General features: G+C 69.1%; 11 protein-coding genes and 1 pseudogene. 2 read left to right on the top strand and 10 right to left on the bottom strand.

The genetic code is table 11. From position 1 onward, the window contains the following. Window positions 1-23: 23 nt before the first annotated feature. Window positions 24-2,018 carry a beta-L-arabinofuranosidase domain-containing protein gene (locus HDC36_RS07880; RefSeq protein WP_179566079.1) on the bottom strand — a complete coding sequence of 665 codons (1,995 nt, stop codon included), beginning with the start codon at window positions 2,016-2,018 and terminating at the stop codon, window positions 24-26. A gap of 37 nt (window positions 2,019-2,055) precedes the next feature. After that, on the bottom strand, window positions 2,056-3,456 hold the full coding sequence (locus tag HDC36_RS07875; protein WP_179566077.1) for an MFS transporter: 1,401 nt from the start codon (window positions 3,454-3,456) through the stop codon (window positions 2,056-2,058). A 192-nt stretch (window positions 3,457-3,648) separates the two neighbouring features. Between HDC36_RS07875 and HDC36_RS07870 the strand changes: the two genes are divergently transcribed. Beyond that, a complete protein-coding gene (locus tag HDC36_RS07870) occupies window positions 3,649-4,467 on the top strand; it encodes an AraC family transcriptional regulator (protein ID WP_179566075.1) in 819 nt (272 codons plus the stop codon). 68 nt (window positions 4,468-4,535) lie between these two features. After that, on the top strand, window positions 4,536-6,092 hold the full coding sequence (locus tag HDC36_RS07865) for a phospholipase D family protein (protein ID WP_179566073.1): 1,557 nt from the start codon (window positions 4,536-4,538) through the stop codon (window positions 6,090-6,092). Between the two features lie 131 nt (window positions 6,093-6,223). Here the strand turns inward: HDC36_RS07865 and HDC36_RS07860 are convergent, their stop codons facing one another. The 8 genes and pseudogenes from HDC36_RS07860 to HDC36_RS07825 all read right to left on the bottom strand — a co-directional run bounded on the left by HDC36_RS07860 (window position 6,224) and on the right by HDC36_RS07825 (window position 18,643). Next, complete coding sequence (locus HDC36_RS07860) at window positions 6,224-7,303, bottom strand: chemotaxis response regulator protein-glutamate methylesterase (RefSeq protein ID WP_179566072.1); 1,080 nt, start codon at window positions 7,301-7,303, stop codon at window positions 6,224-6,226. Window positions 7,304-7,334: 31 nt separating this feature from the next. Next, on the bottom strand, window positions 7,335-8,141 hold the full coding sequence (locus HDC36_RS07855) for a protein-glutamate O-methyltransferase CheR (protein WP_179566070.1): 807 nt from the start codon (window positions 8,139-8,141) through the stop codon (window positions 7,335-7,337). A 13-nt stretch (window positions 8,142-8,154) separates the two neighbouring features. After that, the gene (locus tag HDC36_RS07850; protein ID WP_179567923.1) at window positions 8,155-9,414 is read right to left on the bottom strand and encodes an EAL domain-containing response regulator; all 1,260 of its coding nucleotides are present in this window, start codon (window positions 9,412-9,414) and stop codon (window positions 8,155-8,157) included. 55 nt (window positions 9,415-9,469) lie between these two features. Continuing rightward, on the bottom strand, window positions 9,470-10,003 hold the full coding sequence (locus tag HDC36_RS07845) for a chemotaxis protein CheW (protein ID WP_179566069.1): 534 nt from the start codon (window positions 10,001-10,003) through the stop codon (window positions 9,470-9,472). 9 nt (window positions 10,004-10,012) lie between these two features. Further along, window positions 10,013-11,956 carry a methyl-accepting chemotaxis protein gene (locus HDC36_RS07840; RefSeq protein WP_179566068.1) on the bottom strand — a complete coding sequence of 648 codons (1,944 nt, stop codon included), beginning with the start codon at window positions 11,954-11,956 and terminating at the stop codon, window positions 10,013-10,015. Between the two features lie 94 nt (window positions 11,957-12,050). Next, window positions 12,051-14,048 (bottom strand): methyl-accepting chemotaxis protein, encoded by a 1,998-nt coding sequence (locus HDC36_RS07835; protein WP_179566067.1) that lies wholly within the window; start codon window positions 14,046-14,048, stop codon window positions 12,051-12,053. A 217-nt stretch (window positions 14,049-14,265) separates the two neighbouring features. After that, window positions 14,266-16,353 (bottom strand): annotated as a pseudogene (locus HDC36_RS07830) (methyl-accepting chemotaxis protein); the annotation flags it as partial. Between the two features lie 220 nt (window positions 16,354-16,573). After that, entirely contained in the window at window positions 16,574-18,643 is a 2,070-nt protein-coding gene (locus HDC36_RS07825; RefSeq protein ID WP_179566065.1) for a chemotaxis protein CheA, read from the bottom strand. Window positions 18,644-18,646 lie beyond the last annotated feature (3 nt).

Raw genomic sequence — 18,646 nt, 5'->3', positions numbered from 1 at the left:
GCGCCGCGCGGCGGCGCGCGGGCTCAGTCGTCGCCGCTCGCGTCCACCCACACCCGCATCTCGCCTTCGCCGCGGTTGGCCCAGGCGAAGTAGGGCACGAAGGTCAGGGTCTGCGCCTGTCGCGACGGCGGCGGCGCGTCGTAGCGGTACAGCGGCGAGGTGTCGGCCTGCGCATCGTCGTGGCCGTGCAGGCGTTCGCCTTCGGCCTGCAGCAGCACCTGGCCGGCCAGCGTGCCGCTGCCGGGTTCGCTGCGGATCGCCGCGTCGGCGGGCAGGCGCAGCTGGTGCAGCTGCGTGCCGTTGTCGGCCTGCTCCAGGCAATAGACCAGCGGCCCGCGCTGCAGCGCGACCTTGCCGGCCAGATGGCGCACGCGCGGATGGCCGCTGACCCGCATCGGCGGCATCGGCAGGTGCAGGTGCAGGGTGTCGCCGCGCTGCCAGCGCCGGCGCAGCACGCAGTAGCCGTGCTGCAGATGCGCCTCGATCGCCACCGCTTCGCCGTTGAGTTGCAGTTGCGGCGCACGGCACCAGTCAGGCAGGCGCAACGCCAATGCAGCTTCGATCGGCGCCTCGCAATCCACGCTCAGTTCCACCTGTTCCTGCCACGGGTACTCGCCGCGCTGGTGCAGGGTCAAGGTCTGCCCGTCCACGTCGAACGCGGCGTCGCTGCCGACGTACAGATTCACGTAGAGCGTGTCGTCGCGGCGGGTGTAGATGTAGTGGCCGAGCGAGGTCAGCACGCGGGCGATGTTCGGCGGACAGCAGGCGCAGCCGAACCAGCGCTGGCGCACCGGCTTGACGTGGTCGAAGCCGTGGTTGCCGTGCACGGTGGGCGGATGCACTTCCAGCGGATTGACGTAGAAGAAGTGGCGCCCGTCCAGCGCCATGCCGGCCAGCACGGTGTTGTACAGCGCCCGCTCCATCACGTCGGCGTAGCGGCTGTCCGGCGCCAGCTGCAGCATGCGGTTGGCGAACATCATCAGCCCGATCGAGGCGCAGCTCTCGTTGTAGGCGGTGTCGTTGGGCAGGTCGTAGTCGACGCTGAAGGCTTCGCCGTAGCTCTGCGCGCCGATCGCGCCGGTGAGGTACAGCTGCCGCTGCGTGGTGTTCTCCCACAGCCGTTCGCAGGTCGCGCGCAGTTCGGCGTCGCCGCTGTGCCGCGCCAGGTGCGCCACGCCGGCGTACAGGTACACGAAGCGCACCGCGTGGCCGACCGCGGTGGTCTGCAGCGCGACCGGCACGTGCGCCTGGCTGTAGGCCTTGTCCTCGATCATCCACGCCGGCCCATGGCCGCCCCAGAAGAAGCTGCGCCCGCGCTTTTCGTACTCTTCGTCGTAGTAGTGCGGCGCGGTGCCGCGCTGCTCGACGAAGTAGCGGGTCAGCGCCAGGTAGCGCGGCTCGCCGGTGGCCTCGTACAGGCGCATCAGCGCCAGTTCGATCTCCGGATGCCCGGGATAGCCGTGCAGCTGCGCGGGGCCGGGGCCGAAGGTGGCGTCGATGTGGTCGGCGAGCCGGCACACGATGTCCAGCAGCGCGCGCTTGCCGGTGGCCTGGTGGTAGGCGACGCCCGCCTCGATCATGTGCCCGGCGCAGTACAGCTCGTGGCATTCGGCCAGGTTGGTCCAGCGCTGCTCCGGCGCCTTCACCGTGAAATAGGTGTTGAGGTAGCCGTCGGCCTGTTGCGCGGCGCCGATCAGTTCGATGGTGGCGTCGGCATCGCGCTCCAGCGCCGGATCGGGATGCTGCGCGAGCAGGTAGGCCACCGCTTCCAGCCACTTGGCCACGTCGCTGTCCTGGAACACCATGCCGTAGAACGCGCCGTCGCTGCGCCCGGCGGCGATGCGGAAGTTCTCGATCGCGTGGCTGGGTTCGGCATCGGCGACGTTGTCGTTGAGCGCATCCCATTGGTACGGCAGCACCACGTCCTGCACCAGGCGCTGGTAGCGCTGCCAGAACGGGTCGGCGATGCGCAGGCGGTCGAGCGGGAGTTCGGGCGGCGGGGCGAGCGAGTGCGGCATGGAGGCGGCGATCCTGTGGGGAGGAGGAGGGAAGCGGTCAGTGCACCGGGCGCGCGGCCAGATCGGCACCGATCTCGGCCAGCAGCGGCCGGCGCAGGCGGCAGCGGTAGATCACCGCGGCCAGCAGCAGGTGCAGCGCGGCGGGAATCAGCGTTTCCAGCAGGGTGATCGCCTGCAGCGAGGCGGCGGTCTGGTGCTCGGCGCCGGCGCGGTAGCCCACGCGCACGAACAGGTAGCTGATCACCACCGCGCTCGAGGCCCAGGCCAGCTTGATGCAGAACAGGTTGAAGGCGAAGTTGATGCCGGAGGAACGGATGCGGTTCTTCCACGCGCCGTAGTCGTCGGCGAAGGCCATGATCGAGAAGTGCAGCGGCAGCGCGAAGCCCAGCACCAGGCAGTTGACGAAGATCAGCCCCAGCCACAGCGTCTGCTGCGCCGGCCCGGTGGGCATGCACCACTGCAGCACGCCCAGCGCGGCCAGCGCCAGGTTGGTGTGCAGGTACAGGGCCAGCGGATCGAAGCGGCGGCACAGCGCGTTGACCACGAGCGCGCCGAGCACCGTGGCCAGCGCCACCATCGCGAAGAACAGCGAGGTGTAGCCGGCGCCGCCGCCGAGCACGTAGTTGATGAAATACAGATAGCCGCCGCCGCGGATGTTGAACACGTTGATCAGCAGGAACGACATCAGCAGCACCAGCCGCATCTGGTCGTTGCGCAGCAGCCCGCGCAGGTGTTCGCCGATGCCGGCCTCGCCCAGCAGGCTCACCGGCACGCGCTCGCGCACGGCGAAGAAGCAGCACAGGAACATCGCCACCGCCAGCCCGCTGAGCACGCCCACGCCGAGCTGGTAGCCGTGCGCGGCATCGCCATTGCCGAGCACCCGCACCAGCCACGGCAGCCCGACCGAGACCAGGAAGCCGGCGATGCCGCACAGCACGAAGCGCCACGATTGCGCCGACACCACTTCGCGGTGGTCGCCGGTCATGCTGTTGATCAGCGCGCAATACGGCACGTTGATCGCGGTGTAGCACAGCGACAGCAGGAAATAGCTGGCGAAGGCGTAGGCGACCTTGGCCGCGTAGCTCAGCTGCGGGGTGCTGAAGGTCAGCACGCAGGCGATGCCGATCGGCAAGGCGATCCACAGCTGCCAGCCGCGGAAGCGGCCCCAGCGGCTGCGGGTGCGGTCGGCGAGCAGGCCCATCACCGGATCGGACACCGCATCGGCGATGCGCAGCACGGTGAACAGCGTCCCCACCAGCGCCGGGGTCAGGCCGAACACGTCGGTGTAGAAGAACGTGAGGAAGTTGGCGATCAGGCAGGTGACGATGGTGCCGCCGGCATCGCCCAGGCCATAGCCGAACTTTTCCAGGCGCGAGAGTCGGTGCGTGGCGGCCTGTTCGGCGCCTGCGGCAACGGGGCCAACGGCGGTCGCATTCAACGGGACGGTTCCTGGCGGGCGCGGGAGGCGGCGCCACCGCAAAGTCGCATGCCGCCGGCATCGGAACAAGAGCCGGCGCGGTATAAAAACGGTACGATTCCGACCTGCATGGCCGCAGTGACGCTTGCGGCGATGCCGTGCGTTATTTGCTGCAGTGCAGCGTGCCATTCTCGCCGGGGAGACGCTTCCGACATGCTCGAACTCGCAGTCGCCTATCCGATCCGGGTCCAGAACGGCGGCCTGTTCATTTCCCGCGGGGTCGGCGCGCACCCGACCCGGGTGATCCAGTCCTACGAGCTGATCTTCGTCGAGCGCGGCACCTTGTCGATCCGCGAACAGGACGACGACTTCCACATCGGCCCCGGCGAGACCCTGATCCTGTGGCCGGGCCGCGAACACGCCGGCCTGGGCCGCTTCTCCGACGAACTGCGCTTCTACTGGGTGCATTTCGAACTGGCGCCGACCGCCGTCGCCGCGGACGAGGCGACGCTGCTGTCGATGCCGCAACGCAGCGCGATCCGCGACCCGGAGCGTTTCGTCGGCCTGTTCCGCTGGTTCCTCAGCGAGCAGGAAGAACGGCGCACGCTGCCGATGCTGGAGCCGATCGTGCTGTCGATGCTGCAATGCGTGGCCGGCGCCTGGCCCGACCCGCACGACTCCGACCGTGCCGGCGTGGCGCTGGCGTACCGCGCCAAGCAACTGATCGGCACCCAGTTCCACACCGCGCTCACCGCGTCCACGCTGGCCGCGCAGCTGCATTGCAACCCGGACTACCTGGGCCGCATCTACCGCCGCGCGTTCGGCACCACGCTGACCGAGGCGATCCATCGCCAGCGCATCGCCTTTGCCGAGAAGCTGCTGCTGGTGAACACCTGCACCATCGACGAAGTCGCGCAGCGCGCCGGCTTCAGCGACGGCGGCTATTTCCGCCGCATCTTCCGCCAACGCCTGGGCATGACCCCGACCGCGTATCGGCGGCTGTACTGCAAGGAGCACATCAACTCGGGGTGAGCGCGTTCGCGCAGCGGCCTACACAGGGCATTGCCTACACTGCGCCGATGTCATGGAGAGTCCGCAAGATGAAGAAGGCGCTGAAATGGAGCGGCATCGCCCTGGCCGCGTTCGTGCTGGCCTCGCTGGCGGCGCTGTACGGCTACGGCCGCTTCGCCGACCGCGCGCAGGGGCCGGCCAGCCATGCCCTGCCGGCGACCGCACTGCAGACCCCGATCGACCGCGTGGTGGCGCCACTGACCGCCGCGCATCCCGGGCACAGCGGCATGGTGATCCTGCCCGACAACGTCGAGGCGTTCGCGGTGCGCGCGGCGGCCGCGCGCGCGGCCGGGCGCAGCCTGGACCTGCAGTACTACATCTGGCATGCGGATTTCACCGGCAACCTGCTCTACAACGAGCTGTTGCGCGCCGCCGACCGCGGCGTGCGCGTGCGCCTGCTGCTGGACGACATGAATGTGCACGGCAGCAATTCGGTGCTGGCCGCGCTGGATCGCCATCCGCTGATCGAGGTGCGGCTGTTCAACCCGACCCGCGCCCGCGAAGGCACGCTGATGCGCGGCGTGGAGCTGGTGCTGCGGTTCTTCAGCGTCAACCGGCGCATGCACAACAAGGCCTGGATCGCCGACGGGCGCATGGCGGTGGTGGGCGGGCGCAACGTCGGCGACGAATACTTCGATGCGGCGCGCGACACCAATTTCATGGATACCGATGTCGCGGTGGTCGGGCCGGCGGTGGCGCAGGCCGCGCAGATCTTCGACGCCTACTGGAACAGCCGCACCGCGGTGCCGCTCGGTGCGCTGGTGCAGGCCGAGCCGGAGGCGCTGCCCAGGCTGCGCGCCAGCATCGATGCCGGCCTTGGCTCGGCGCGTGCGCATCCCTACGTGCAGCGCCTGCGGCAGGCGCCCAGCGTGCGCAACCTGGTCGAGGGCGAGCGCCCGCTCCACTGGAGCGCCGAAGCGTCGATCGTGTCCGACCCGCCGGAGAAGGCCGAAGGCGCGCCGCCGCGCGCGGACTGGATGACGCCGCGGCTGGTCGGCGAGATGACGCGCGCGCAACGCGAGCTGGCGTTGATCTCGCCGTACTTCGTGCCGGGCGAGGAGGGCATGCGCTGGATCGGCCAGCTGCGCCAGCGCGGCGTCGCGGTGGGCGTGCTGACCAACTCGCTGGCGGCCAACGACGTGGTCGCGGTGCATGGCGGCTATGCCGGCTACCGGGTGCCGCTGCTGCGCCAGGGCGTGGCGTTGTTCGAGCTCAAGCCGCAGGGCGATCCGGGCGGCAGCCTGTTCGGCTCCAGCGGCGCCAGCCTGCACACCAAGGCGTTCGTGGTCGATGGGCGCGAAGGCTTCATCGGCTCGTTCAATCTCGACCCGCGCTCGATGAACCTCAATACCGAGATGGGCCTGCTGTTCCGCGATCGCGCGGCGGCGGCCGAACTCGAGCGGCTGTACCGGACGAAAGTGTCGGCGCCGGTCAGTTACCGATTGGCGCTGCAGGATGGGGCCGTGCGCTGGCACGATGCCGCGGCGCGGCCGCCGCAGACCTGGGACCGCGAGCCGGAGGCGGGGCTCTGGCGGCGTGCCGCGGCGCGGGTGATCGGCTGGCTGCCGGTGGAGTCGCAGCTGTAGCGGCACCGACCGTCGCGAAATTACAGGAGCGGCTTCAGCCGCGACAGGTTCCATCAGCCGCGACAGGTCCATCGGTGATGCCCGTCGCGGCTGAAGACGCTCCTACAGGAGCTAGCGACCGCGGAGCGGCGTTAGCCGAGCTGCTGCACGATCTCGCGCGCCATCGATCCCAGCGGCAGGATCTTCTCCGCGCCGCCGCGCTTGATCGCTTCCTTGGGCATGCCGAACACCACGCTGCTCTGTTCGTCCTGGGCCACGGTGCGCGCGCCGGCCTGGCGCATCTCCAGCAGGCCGACCGCGCCGTCGTCGCCCATGCCGGTCATGATGATGCCCAGCGCATTGCCGCCGGCGGCGCGCGCGGCGGAGCGGAACAGCACGTCCACCGACGGCCGGTGCCGGTTCACCGGCGGCCCGTCCACCACCTCGACGAAATACTGCGCGCCGCTGCGGCGCAGCAGCATGTGCTTGCCGCCGGGCGCGATCAGCGCGCGGCCCGGCACCACGCGGTCGTTGTTGGCCGCTTCCTTCACCGCGATCTGGCACAGGCTGTCCAGGCGCGCGGCGAACGCGGCGGTGAACTTCTCCGGCATGTGCTGGACGATGACGATGCCGGGGCTGACCCGCGGCAGCGCGGTCAGCACTTCCTCCAGCGCCTGGGTGCCGCCGGTGGAGGTGCCGATCGCGATCACCCGCTCGGTGGTCTGCGCCAGCGGGCGCCCGCCCTGCGCCGGCAGGATCACGTCGGCGTTGTGCTTGACCTCCGCTTCCACCGACGGCGCGGCGCTGCGCGCCGCCAGGCGCTTGACGTTGGCGCGCGCGGCGGTGCGCACCGTGGCGACGAGTTCGTCGGCCGAGTCGGTGAGGAACTGCTTCAGGCCGAGCTTGGGCTTGGTCACCACCGCCACCGCGCCGGCGGCCAGCGCGTCCATGGTCACCCGCGCGCCCTTCTCGGTGAGGGTGGAGCAGATCACCACCGGGGTGGGGCGCTCGCTCATGATCTTGCGCAGGAAGGTGATGCCGTCCATCTTCGGCATTTCCACGTCCAGCACGATCACGTCCGGCCATTGCTGGCGCATCTTGTCCATCGCCAGCAGCGGATCGGCGGCCGCGGCGATCACCTCGATGCCGGGCGCCTCGTTGAGCACCGCCACCAGCACCTGGCGCACTACCGCCGAATCGTCGACCACCATGGCCTTGATCGTCGTCGTCATCGGTCGTTCCTTTGAGAAGCGGCAGCGGTGTTCATGGCTTGCGGTACACCGACGGCGCCACCTGCACGACCTCGTTGTTGACGTCGTTGAGGCTTTCCGAGTGGCCGATGCAGAAGATGCCGCCGCGCTTGAGCACGGAAAGCACCCGCGCGACCACTTCGCGCTTGGTCTGGCCGTTGAAGTAGATCATCACGTTGCGCAGGAAGATCACGTCGAACTGGCCGAGGTTGGGCAGCGATGCGTTGAGGTTGGCGTGCAGGAAGCGCACGTTGTCGCGCAGCTTGCGGTCGATCAGCAGGCTGCCTTCGTATTCGCCGCGGCCTTTCAGGCAGTAGCGCTTGAGCAGCGCCGGCGGCATGTGCTCGATGCGCTGCAGCGGATAGTGGCCGGTGCGCGCCTTGGCCAGCACGCGGGTGCTGATGTCGGTGCCGACCACTTCGTAGGGGCGTCCCTGCAGCGTGTCGTCCAGCACCATCGCCATGCTGTATGCCTCCTCGCCGGTGGAACTGGCCGCGCTCCAGATGCGGAACGGCGCGTTGCCCTTGTGCTCGCTCGCCAGCTTGCGCAGCAGTTCGAAGTGCTTGGGCTCGCGGAAGAAGTAGGTCTCGTTGGTGGTCAGCAGGTCGATCGCGGTCTGCACCTCGCCGCTGCCTTCGCGGCTTTCCAGCAGCTTCAGGTACTGGGTGTAGGTCTGCAGCGAGTGCGCCTTCAGGCGCTTGCCCAGGCGCCCGCACAGCATCGCCTTCTTGGCCGGGGAAATGGTGATGCCGGCGGCGTCGAAGATGAAGCGCTGGAACTTGCCGAATTCCTGCTCGGTGATGGTGTCGGTGCTGATCATGATGGTCCGGGAGTCAGTGATGCGGCGCTTGCGCCGCGGTGGGGCCGTGTTCCTGCAGTCGGGTCTGGTGCTCGAGCAGCCAGGTGGTCAGCGCGCCGCCGCCCATCGGGCGCGCCAGCAGATAGCCCTGGCCCAGGTCGCAGCCCAGTTCCTGCAGCAGTTGCCAGTCCTCGACGGTTTCGATGCCTTCGGCGACGGTGCTCAGGCCCAGCCGTTGCGCCATGCCCAGCGCCGATTCCAGCACGGTGCGCAGATTGCGGCTGCGGTGCGCGTCGTGCACGAAGATGCGGTCGATCTTCAGTTCGGTGAAGGGAATGCGGGTCAGCTGTTGCAGCGAGGAGAAACCGGTGCCGTAGTCGTCCAGCGACAGGCCGAAGCCCTGCAGCCGCAGCCGCGCCAGCATGCCCAGCGCGCTGGCCTCGACCAGCGAGCTTTCGGTGATCTCCAGGATCACGTCGGCCGGCACCAGCCCGTGGCGGCGCAGTTGGCTATGCAGTTCGTCGAGCAGTCCCGGGTCCTGCAGCAGGCACGGCGACAGGTTGATCGCCAGGCTCAGGCGGAAGCCGGACTGCTTCCAGGTCGCCAGCCGCGCCATCGCCTGGTCGGCGACGCTGGCGGTCAGCGCGTGGATCAGGCCTTCGCGTTCGGCCAGGGCGATGAAGCGGTCCGGCGCGATCTGCCCGTTCTGCGGATGCCGCCAGCGCGCCAGCGCTTCCACGCCGCTGACCTGGCCGCTGCGCATGTCCACCTTGGGCTGGTACGCCACTTCGATGTCGCCGCGGCGCAGCGCTTCTTGCAGCATCGCCGCGTCGGTGGGGTCGCCGGCGCCGGCGTCGTGGCGCGTGGCCGGCAGCGGCTGCGGGTGCGCCTGCAACGCCGCATCGAGCTCGGCCGCGCGCAGCGGTTTTTCCAGGCCGGCCAGCACCTGCAGGCCGTTGGCGCGGCCGACCTGCAGCACCGAGTCGATCAGCGCCGCGCCGCGTTGCGAGGCGACCACGATCGGCACGCGCACGCTGCAGCGGGCCAGCGCATCGAGCAGCTGCACGCCGTCCATGCCGGGCATTTCCAGGTCCACGATCAGCAACCCCGGTGCCGGTCCCTGGCTGACCCGCGCCAGCGCCGCATGGCCGTCCGGCACGCCCTCCACCGCCACCGCGCCCAGCCGCAGGCACAGCGCCAGCGCATGCTCGCGCTGCACATGGCTGTCGTCGACGACCAGGACCGTGCCGAATTGGCTGAGCGTGGCGATTTCGGGGACGAGCGACATGCGGATTCCGTCGATGGGCGAGGGCTGGGCGCGGCGCCAGGCGCCACGCCGCGAGGGCAACTCAGGCGGCCATGCCTTCCTCGACACCCGACTCGACGCCGGCCATGGCGACGAACTCCTGGGTGGACAGCGCCGCATCGGCATCGAGCAGGATCACGAAGCGCTCGCCGACCTTGCCCATGCCGTGGATGAAATCGCGGCGGATGCCGGCGCCGAACGCGGGGGCCGGGGCGATGTTGGCGGCGGCGATCTCCAGCACTTCGCTGACCGCGTCCACCAGCAGCCCCAGCACCTGGCGCTCGTTGCCGTTGGCGACTTCGACGATGACGATGCAGGTGCGCTTGGTGACCTCGCTGGCGGCGCGGCCGAAGCGTTGCTGCAGGTCCACCACCGGCACCACCGCGCCGCGCAGGTTGATCACCCCGCGCAACGCCGGCGGCATCATCGGCACGTCGGTCGGCGTGCGATATTCGATGATTTCCTTGATGCCGAGGATGCCGACGCCGAACATCTCCTTGCCGAGCAGGAAGGTCAGGAACTGGTCGGGAGCGAGATCGGTGCCGCCGAACGGTACGGGCGATGCGTGAGCGGTCATGGCCGGTCCTCAGAAAGTATCGAATTGGGCTTCGTCCGGCGTATCGCCGGCCAGCGCGAGCTGGCTGTCGGCGAAACGCACGAACGGCTTGCGGGCCGCGGCACGCGCGGGCGGCTGTTGCGGCTTGCGCGCGGTCGCGGGCGTGGCCGCGGCGCGGCGTGCCTGCGCCACGCCGGCGAGCTTGAAGAAACTCATCAGCTGCTGCAGTTGCTCGGCCTGGCCGCTCATTTCCTCGGCGGTGGCGGCCAGTTCTTCGGAATTGGACGCCGCCTGCTGGGTGGTCTGGTTGAGCTGGCCGATCGCGGTGTTGATCTGGTTGACGCCCGAGGCCTGTTCTTCGGAGGCGGCGGTGATTTCCTGCACCAGGTCGGAGGTGCGCTTGATCGACGGCACCATCTGGTCGAGCAGCTTGCCGGCATTCTCGGCCAGTTCGACGCTGGAGCTGGCGACGTCGCCGATCTCCTGCGCGGCGATTTGGGCGCGCTCGGCCAGCTTGCGCACTTCCGCGGCGACCACCGCGAAACCCTTGCCGTGTTCGCCGGCGCGCGCCGCTTCGATCGCGGCGTTGAGCGCGAGCAGGTTGGTCTGGTAGGCGATGTCGTCGATGATGCCGATCTTCTGCGCGATCTGCTTCATCGCCTGCACCGTGGCGCGGACCGACTCGCCGCCGTCCATGGCCTGGCTGGAGGCCTTGCTGGCCATGCCGTCGGTGACCTTGGCGTTCTCGGTGTTCTGCCCGATCGAGGCGGTCATCTGCTCGATCGCGGCGCTGGTCTCTTCCACGCCCGCGGCCTGCTCGCTGGCCGCCTGGCTCAGCGACTGCGCGGTGGCGCTGACTTCCTCCGAGGCGCTGGCCAGCGCCTCGGCATTGCCGTTGACCTCGCCGACCACCTGCGACAGGCGCGCGATGGTGTCGTTGACGTAGTTCTTCATCTCCGCATAGGCGCCATCGTAATTCTTGTCGATGCTCCTGGTCAGGTCGCCGTCGGCCATCGCGCCCATCACCCGCACCACGTCCTGGATGCTGTCGCCGGTGGTCTGCACCAGATCGTTCAGGCCCTGGCCCATCTCGCGCTGGAAGCCGGCCAGACCGTCGAGAGCGATGCGCTCGGAGAAATCGCCGCGGTTGGCGGCCTGGACCACGCGGCGCTGGCCGTCGATGACCAGCTTCAGCCGCTCGACCATGCTGCGCATCGCATACAGCGCGCTGCCGTTGTCGTTGGCGCGGACCTTGACGTCCAGCGCCAGGTCGCCCTGCGCCACCTTGTTGGCGATCTCGGCCACGTAGGCCGGCTCGCCGCCGAGCAGGCGCATCAGCCCGCGCACGATGAACACCGAGATGCCCGCGCCGAGCAGCACGCACACCGCGATCACCGCGATGATCCAGCTGCGCGCGCTGGCGTACAGCGCATCGCCCTGCGCGCTGGCGGCTTCGCCGCCCTTGACGTTGATGTCGACCAGCTTGTCCAGGATCGCCGAGGAATCGTCGAACAGCGTCTGCTGGCGGCCGTTGAGCAGGGCCATCGCCTCGCTGGTCTTGAGGTCGCGCGACAGCTGCAGCACCTGCTTGTGCAGCGCCAGGTATTCGTCGAACTTTTGCGCGAAGTCGTCGTAGTCGGCCTTTTCCTCGGGTGAGGAGATCAGTTTGATGTAATGGTCGCGGTTGCTCGCGTAGTCGGCCAGGATCTGCTCCATCACGTGATCGAGCCGGGCCATTTCTTCGGGGCGCTCGCTGATCACATGCTGCAGCTCGGCCACGCGCAGGTCGGAGGTGTTGGTGTTCATCTGCTGGATGTAGCGGATGCTGGGCATCCAGTTCTCGGCCATGTCGGTCGAGGACTGGTTGACCTGGGCCAGCTTGTCGGTGGCGAACAGGCCCATGCCGAGCATTAGCAGCAGCACTGCGGCGAAGCCGAGTCCGATTCTTGTACCGATCTTCATATTTGCGAACACGGGTGTGATCTCTGTTGATTGACTGGAGAGCGTGGCGTTGTCCGGGCAGCGGACGGCGATTGTCGGCAACTGCGGGACTGGACGTGGCGTCGGATCAGAAGCTGTCGAAGTGCACTTCGTCCGGCGACGTCACCAGCGCCAGCCCGCCCTCGCCGTAGCTGAAGGTGCGTGTCCGCGCAGGCGCCGCCTTCTTGCTGGCGCGCGGTACCGCGACCGGCCGCCGCGGCGCCGTCACCTGGTTGGTGCGGAAGAAGCTCATCAGCTGCTGCAGCTGCTCGGCCTGGCCGCTCATCTCCTCGGCGGTGGCGGCCAACTCCTCGGAATTGGACGCGGCCTGCTGGGTGGTCTGGTTGAGCTGGCCGACCGCCGCGTTGATCTGGCCGACGCCGGAGGTCTGTTCCTCCGACGCGGCGGTGATCTCCTGCACCAGGTCGGAGGTGCGCTTGATCGACGGCACCATCTGGTCGAGCAGCTTGCCGGCGTTCTCGGCCAGCTCGACGCTGGAGGTGGCGACGTCGCCGATCTCCTGCGCGGCGATCTGGCTGCGCTCGGCCAGCTTGCGCACTTCCGCGGCCACGACGGCGAAGCCCTTGCCGTGCTCGCCGGCGCGCGCGGCCTCGATCGCCGCGTTCAGCGCCAGCAGGTTGGTCTGGTAGGCGATGTCGTCGATGATGCCGATCTTCTGCGCGATCTGCTTCATCGCCGCGACCGTGGAGCGCACCGCTTCGCCGCCCTCGATGGCTTCGCGCGCGGCCTTGGCAGCCATGCCGTCGGTGATCTTGGCGTTCTCGGTGTTCTGCGCGATCGAGGCGGTCATCTGCTCCAGCGACGCGCTGGTTTCCTCCACGCCCGCGGCCTGCTCGCTGGCCGCCTGGCTCAGCGACTGCGCGGTGGCGCTGACTTCCTCCGAGGCGCTGGCCAGCGCTTCGGCGTTGATGTTGACCTCGCCGACCACCTGCGCCAGGCGCGCGACGGTGCCGTTGATGCTGTCGCACAGTTCCTTCAGCTGGCCCTGGCACGGCACGTTGGCGGTGCGGGTCAGGTCGCCGTCCTCGATCGCCTTGAGCACCAGGCGCGCTTCGTTCAGCGGGCCGATCACCGCGTCCAGGGTCTGGTTGATGCCGTCGACGATGCGGCGGAAATCGCCGTGGTGCTGGCCGGCCTCGGCGCGCACGTCCAGGCGCCCGGCGCCGGCGGCGTCGACCAGCAGGTTGGTGTCGCGGATCAGCGCGCGCAGGTTCCCGCGCACCTGTTCGATGGTGTCGTTGATGAATGCCTTCTTGCCGGGCAACTGCGCCAGCGGCGCATCGAAGTTGCCGCGGCCGAATTCGGCGACCACGCCCATCGCCAGCTTCTTGACCGCGATGTGGCCCACGACCATGCGGTTGATGCCGTCGGCCATGCTGCGGAAATCGCCTTCGAAGCGCTGGCTGTCGATGGTCACGTCGATGTCGCCGGCGTCGTGTTCGGCGGACATGTGGTTCATCTGCGCGATCAGCCCCAGCAGGTTGCGGCGCACCTGTTCGATGGTGTCGTTGATGAACGCCTTCTTGCCCGGGAAGCTCTCCAGCGGCGCCTGGAAGTTGCCGCGGCCGAATTCGGCGATGCAGGCCATGGCCTTCTTCTTGGTCGCGATGTGGTCGCCGACCATGCGGTTGATGCCCTCGGCGATGGCGCGGAAGTCGCCTTCGAAGCGCTGGCCGTCGATGACCACGTCGATGTCGCCGGCATCGTGCTCGCGCGTCATGCGCCCGATCTCGTCGCCGATCTGGCGCACGCCGGACTGCACTTCGCGCAGCGCCAGCAGGATCTCGCAGGCCTGGTCGTTGCGCACCGTCGGCATCACCACCTCGAAATTGCCGCGGGCGAAGCGGGTCAGGGTGGTGGTGGCGATCCGCAGCGAGCGGGAGATCGCATGCGCGGCGTAGGCGAGCGCCGCGCCGCCCAGGACCGCCGCGGCGACGGCCAGCGCCAGGATCTGGCCCGGCGGCAGCGCCAGCGCGAAGCCGGCCGCGCTGGCTGCCAACGGCAGCAGCACGGCGATGCAGGAGCCAGTCCATAGCTTGGAGGAGAGTGAGATGGCGTTGGACATGACGGTGTACCTATGGATGTTGGGGTGGCGCACCCGGCCTTGCGGCCGGTTCCGGTGGGCTGTTGCGGGGTCAGAAGGTTTCGAAGGCGGTTTCGTCCAGTCGCGCCGCCGCCGGGACGCTGCCGGCGAAGGCGCGCAGGCGCGGCGCCCGCGCTGCCGGTGCCGGCGCGCGCCGCGGCAACGGGGTCGGGGCGGACGCGGCGGCGCTGGGATTGGTCTTGAAGAAGTTCATGAGCATCTGCAGTTGTTCGGCCTGGCTGCTTACTTCTTCGGCCGTGGCGGCCAATTCTTCAGCGTTGGCGGCGGATTGCTGCGTGGTCTGATTGAGCTGGACCACCGCGCAGTTGATCTGGCCCACCCCGGAGGTCTGTTCCTCGGAGGCGGCGCTGATCTCCTGCACCAGGTCGGAGGTGCGGCGGATCGACGGCACCATTCCGTCGAGCAGGCGCCCGGCGCTTTCCGCCAGGTCCACGCTGGATCCGGCCACGTCGCCGATCTCGTGCGCGGCGACCTGGCTGCGTTCGGCCAGCTTGCGCACCTCCGCGGCGACCACGGCGAAGCCCTTGCCGTGCTCGCCGGCGCGTGCGGCCTCGATCGCGGCGTTGAGCGCGAGCAGGTTGGTCTGGTAGGCGATGTCGTCGATGATGCTGATCTTCCGGGCGATCTCCTTCATTGCCGCAACCGTGGCGCGCACCGCCTCGCCGCTCTCGGCGGCTTCGCGCGAGGCCTTGGCGGCCATGCCGTCGGTGACCTTGGCGTTCTCGGAATTCTGCGAGATCGAGGCGGTCATCTGTTCCAGCGACGCGCTGGTCTCCTCCACGCCGGCCGCCTGTTCGCTGGCCGCCTGGCTCAGCGACTGCGCGGTGGCCGACAACTGCTCGGAGGCGCTGGCCAGGGTCGCGGCGTTGCCGTTGACCTCGTTGACGATGCCGGTGAGCTTGTCGATGGTGGCGTTGACGTAGCGCTGCATGTCGGCGAACGCGCCCTCGTAGCGGCCCTGCACCTTGCAGCTGAGGTCGCCGTCGGCGACCGCGCCCATCACCTTGATCACGTCGGCGACGCTGCGCAGGTTGCCGCGCGCCTGCTCGATGGTGTCGTTGATGAAGGCCTTCTTGCCGGGCAACTGCGCCAGCGGCGCGTCGAAGTTGCCGCGGCCGAACTCGGCGACCACGCCCATCGCCAGTTTCTTGACCGCGATGTGCGCGGCCACCATCTGGTTGATGCCGTTGCCCATCGCGCCGAAGTCGCCTTCGAACTTGGCGGTGTCGATGACCACGTCGATGTCGCCCTTGTCGTGCTCGGCGGACATGCGGTTGATCTCGGCGATCAGGTGCTTGAAATTGCCGCGTACGTGCTCGACGGTATCGTTGATGAAGGCCTTCTTGCCGGGCAGCTGCGCCAGCGGCGCGTCGAAGTTGCCGCGGCCGAACTCGGCGACCACGCCCATCGCCAGTTTCTTGACCGCGATGTGCGCGGCCACCATCCGGTTGATGCCGTCGCCCATGGCGCGGAAATCCCCTTCGAGCTTGGCCGTGTCGATGATCACCTCGATGTCGCCCCTGTCGTGCTCGGCGGACATGCGGTTGATCTCGGCGATCAGCTGCTTGAAGTTGCCGCGCACGCGCTCGATGGTGTCGTTGATGAAGGCCTTCTTGCCGGGCAGCTGCGCCAGCGGCGCGTCGAAGTTGCCGCGGCCGAACTCGGCGACCACGCCCATCGCCAGCTTCTTGACCGCGATGTGCCCGCCGACCATGCGGTTGATGCCGTCGGCCATGCCGCGGAAATCGCCCTGGAACTGCGCGCTGTCGATGATCGCGTCGATCTCGCCGGCCTCGTGCTGGTCGGACATGCGCCGCATCTCCGCGTTCAGGCCGGTCAAGTTGCGGCGCACCTGCTCGATGGTGTCGTTGATGAAGGCCTTCTTGCCCGGGAACGCGGCCAGCGGCGCGGCGAAGTTGCCGCGGCCGAATTCGGCCACGCAGTCGATCGCCTGCTTGTTCACGCCGATGTGCCCGGCGACCATCTTGTTGATGTTGTCGGCCAGGTCGCGGTGGGTCCCGGGCCAGCGCGCCAGGTCCAGCGCCACCTCGCACTCGCCGGCGGCATGCGCGCTGGCCATGTGGACGACGTCGGCGTGGAACTGGCGCAGGTCGGCCTGCGCGGTGCGCAGCAGCTGCGTCACTTCGTTTTCGGTGGCGCCGGCTGCCGGCACGATGCGCTCCAGGTCGCCGCGCACCAGCGCGTCCAGCCCGGCGGTGGCCACATTCAGCGTGCGCGCCGCGGCGAGCGCGGCCCAGCCCAGCACGCCGGCGCAGGCCAGCGTCGCGGCCGCGACCAGGGCCAGTGCGGTGCCCTGCGCGAGCGGCAGCAGCAGCGCCGTGGCGGCGGCAGCGGCGGGCAGGGCGACGGCGATGGCCGTCGTGGTCAACAAGGTGGTCGCGATCCGTGAGCGATGAGACATGGCAGCGGTTCCTGGCTAGCGTCTATGAGTGGCGTGGGTGCGCAAGCGCACCCGCGGGGCGGCGTCAGGCCGCCAGCGAATCGGTGGAAGGTTCGACTTGCGACAGCAGCGAGGGCACGTCCAGGATCAGCGCGACACCGCCGCTGCCGAGGATGCTCGACCCGCTGATGCCCTTGACCCCGGCGAACACCTTGGCCAGCGGCTTGATCACGGTCTGCCATTCGCCCAGCAGCGTGTCCACGACCAGGCCGAAGCGTTGCGCGCCCTGGCGGATCACCACGATGCTCTCGCGCGCCGGCGGCGCGCCGGCGATGCCGAACAGCGAACGCAGGCGCACGTACGGCAGCACCCCGCCGCGCAGGTCGATGTAGTCGCTCTGGTAGTTCGGCGCGAATTCCACGCATTCCTCGACCACGTCCAGCGGCACCACGAACACCGACTTGCCCACGCCGACCTGGAAGCCGTTGATGATCGCCAGGGTCAGCGGCAGGCGCACCGAGATGGTGGTGCCCACGTCCTGCTGGCTGCTGATGTCCACGCTACCGCGCAGCGCGGCGATGTTGCGCTTGACCACGTCCATGCCGACGCCGCGGCCGGACAGGTTGGTGACCTTCTCGGCGGTGGAGAAGCCCGGCTCGAAGATCAGCGCGAACACCTCGCGGTCGGACAGGCTGCGGCCGGGCTCGATCAACCCGCGCTCCAGCGCCTTGGCCAGGATCCTGTCGCGGTTCAGGCCGCCGCCGTCGTCGCTGATCTGGATCACCACGCTGCCCGAATCGTGGAACGCGTTGAGCCGTACCGTGCCGCGCACCGGCTTGCCGCGCGCCTGGCGCAGTTCGGCCGGTTCGATGCCGTGGTCCATCGCGTTGCGCACCAGGTGGGTCAACGGATCGGCGATCTTCTCCACCACCGACTTGTCCAGCTCGGTGTCCTCGCCGTTGACCACCAGCACGATGTCCTTGCCCAGTTCGCGCGCCACGTCGTGGACCACGCGGTGGAAGCGGCTGAAGGTGCCGCCGATCTTGACCATGCGCAGCTGCAGCGCGCTCTCGCGCACTTCCTCGACCAGCCCGGCCAGGATCGAGGTGGATTCGAGCAGTTGCGCGTCGCCGGTGCGCTGCGCGTTGGCGCCGGTGCTGGCGACGGCGATGATCAGCTCGCCGACCAGGTCGATCATGCGGTCGAGCTTGTCGGCATCGACGCGGATCGAGCCGCCCTCGCTGCGTGCGGCGGCGGGTGCCGCCGCGGCCGCGGCGGCCTTGGCCGGCGGCGCCGGCGCGGGAGCAGCCGCGGGTGCGGGCGCGGCCGGCACCGCCGCCGGCTCCGGGCTGCCGAAGTTGGCGAAGTCGTCGGCGTGGCCGTGGCCGCCGGCCTCGGCGACCAGCAGCGGCAGCTCCAGATTGGCGGCATCGCCGTGCGGATCCACCGCCAGCACCTGCAGGTCGCAGTCGTCGCGGACGAATTCGAAGATGTCCTCGATCGCCGATTGCTGCGCGTCGGAGCGCAGCAGGATGTCGAAGCCCAGGTAGCAGGCTTCCGGATCCAGGTCCGGCAGCGCCGGCACGCGCTCGTGGCGGGTGCGGACCGCCTCCAGCGTGCCCAGGCTGCGCAGGCAGCGGATCAGGTGCAGCGGCGAGTTGCCGAAGCGCAGCGCATCGCTGAACAGCTGCAGCGAGATCCGCCAGTAGCCGGTCTGCGCCGCGGTGGTGGCCACGGCTGCGGCGGCGGCGGCCGGCGCGGCGGCCGGCTGCAGATAGGTCTGCAGCCGCGCCAGCAGCGGCTCGCCCTCGGCGGCGAGCACCGCTTCGTCGGCCTCGGCACCGGCCGCCGCTTCCACCAATGCGCGGATGTGGTCGCAGCAGGCCAGCATCAACTGGATCAGCTCCGAATCCAGCGCCACCGCGTTCTCGCGCACCAGGTCCAGCACGCTCTCCACGACGTGGGTGAAGCCCACCAGTTGCGCCAGGTCGAACAGTCCGCCGGAGCCCTTGATGGTGTGCGCGGCGCGGAAGATGGCGTTGACCGCGTCCGTGCCGGCTTCGCCGCGTTCGGCTTCCAGCAGGTTGCGTTCCATGTCCTCGAGCAGGTCGCGGCTCTCGGCGATGAAGGTCTGCAGCAGTTGAGCGAAATTCATGAG

The sequence above is a fragment of the Xanthomonas sp. JAI131 genome (assembly GCF_013410075.1).
Lineage (GTDB): Bacteria > Pseudomonadota > Gammaproteobacteria > Xanthomonadales > Xanthomonadaceae > Xanthomonas_A > Xanthomonas_A bonasiae.
Note: the sequence above shows the minus strand (reverse complement) of the source record. Positions and strands in the feature narration are given on the sequence as shown.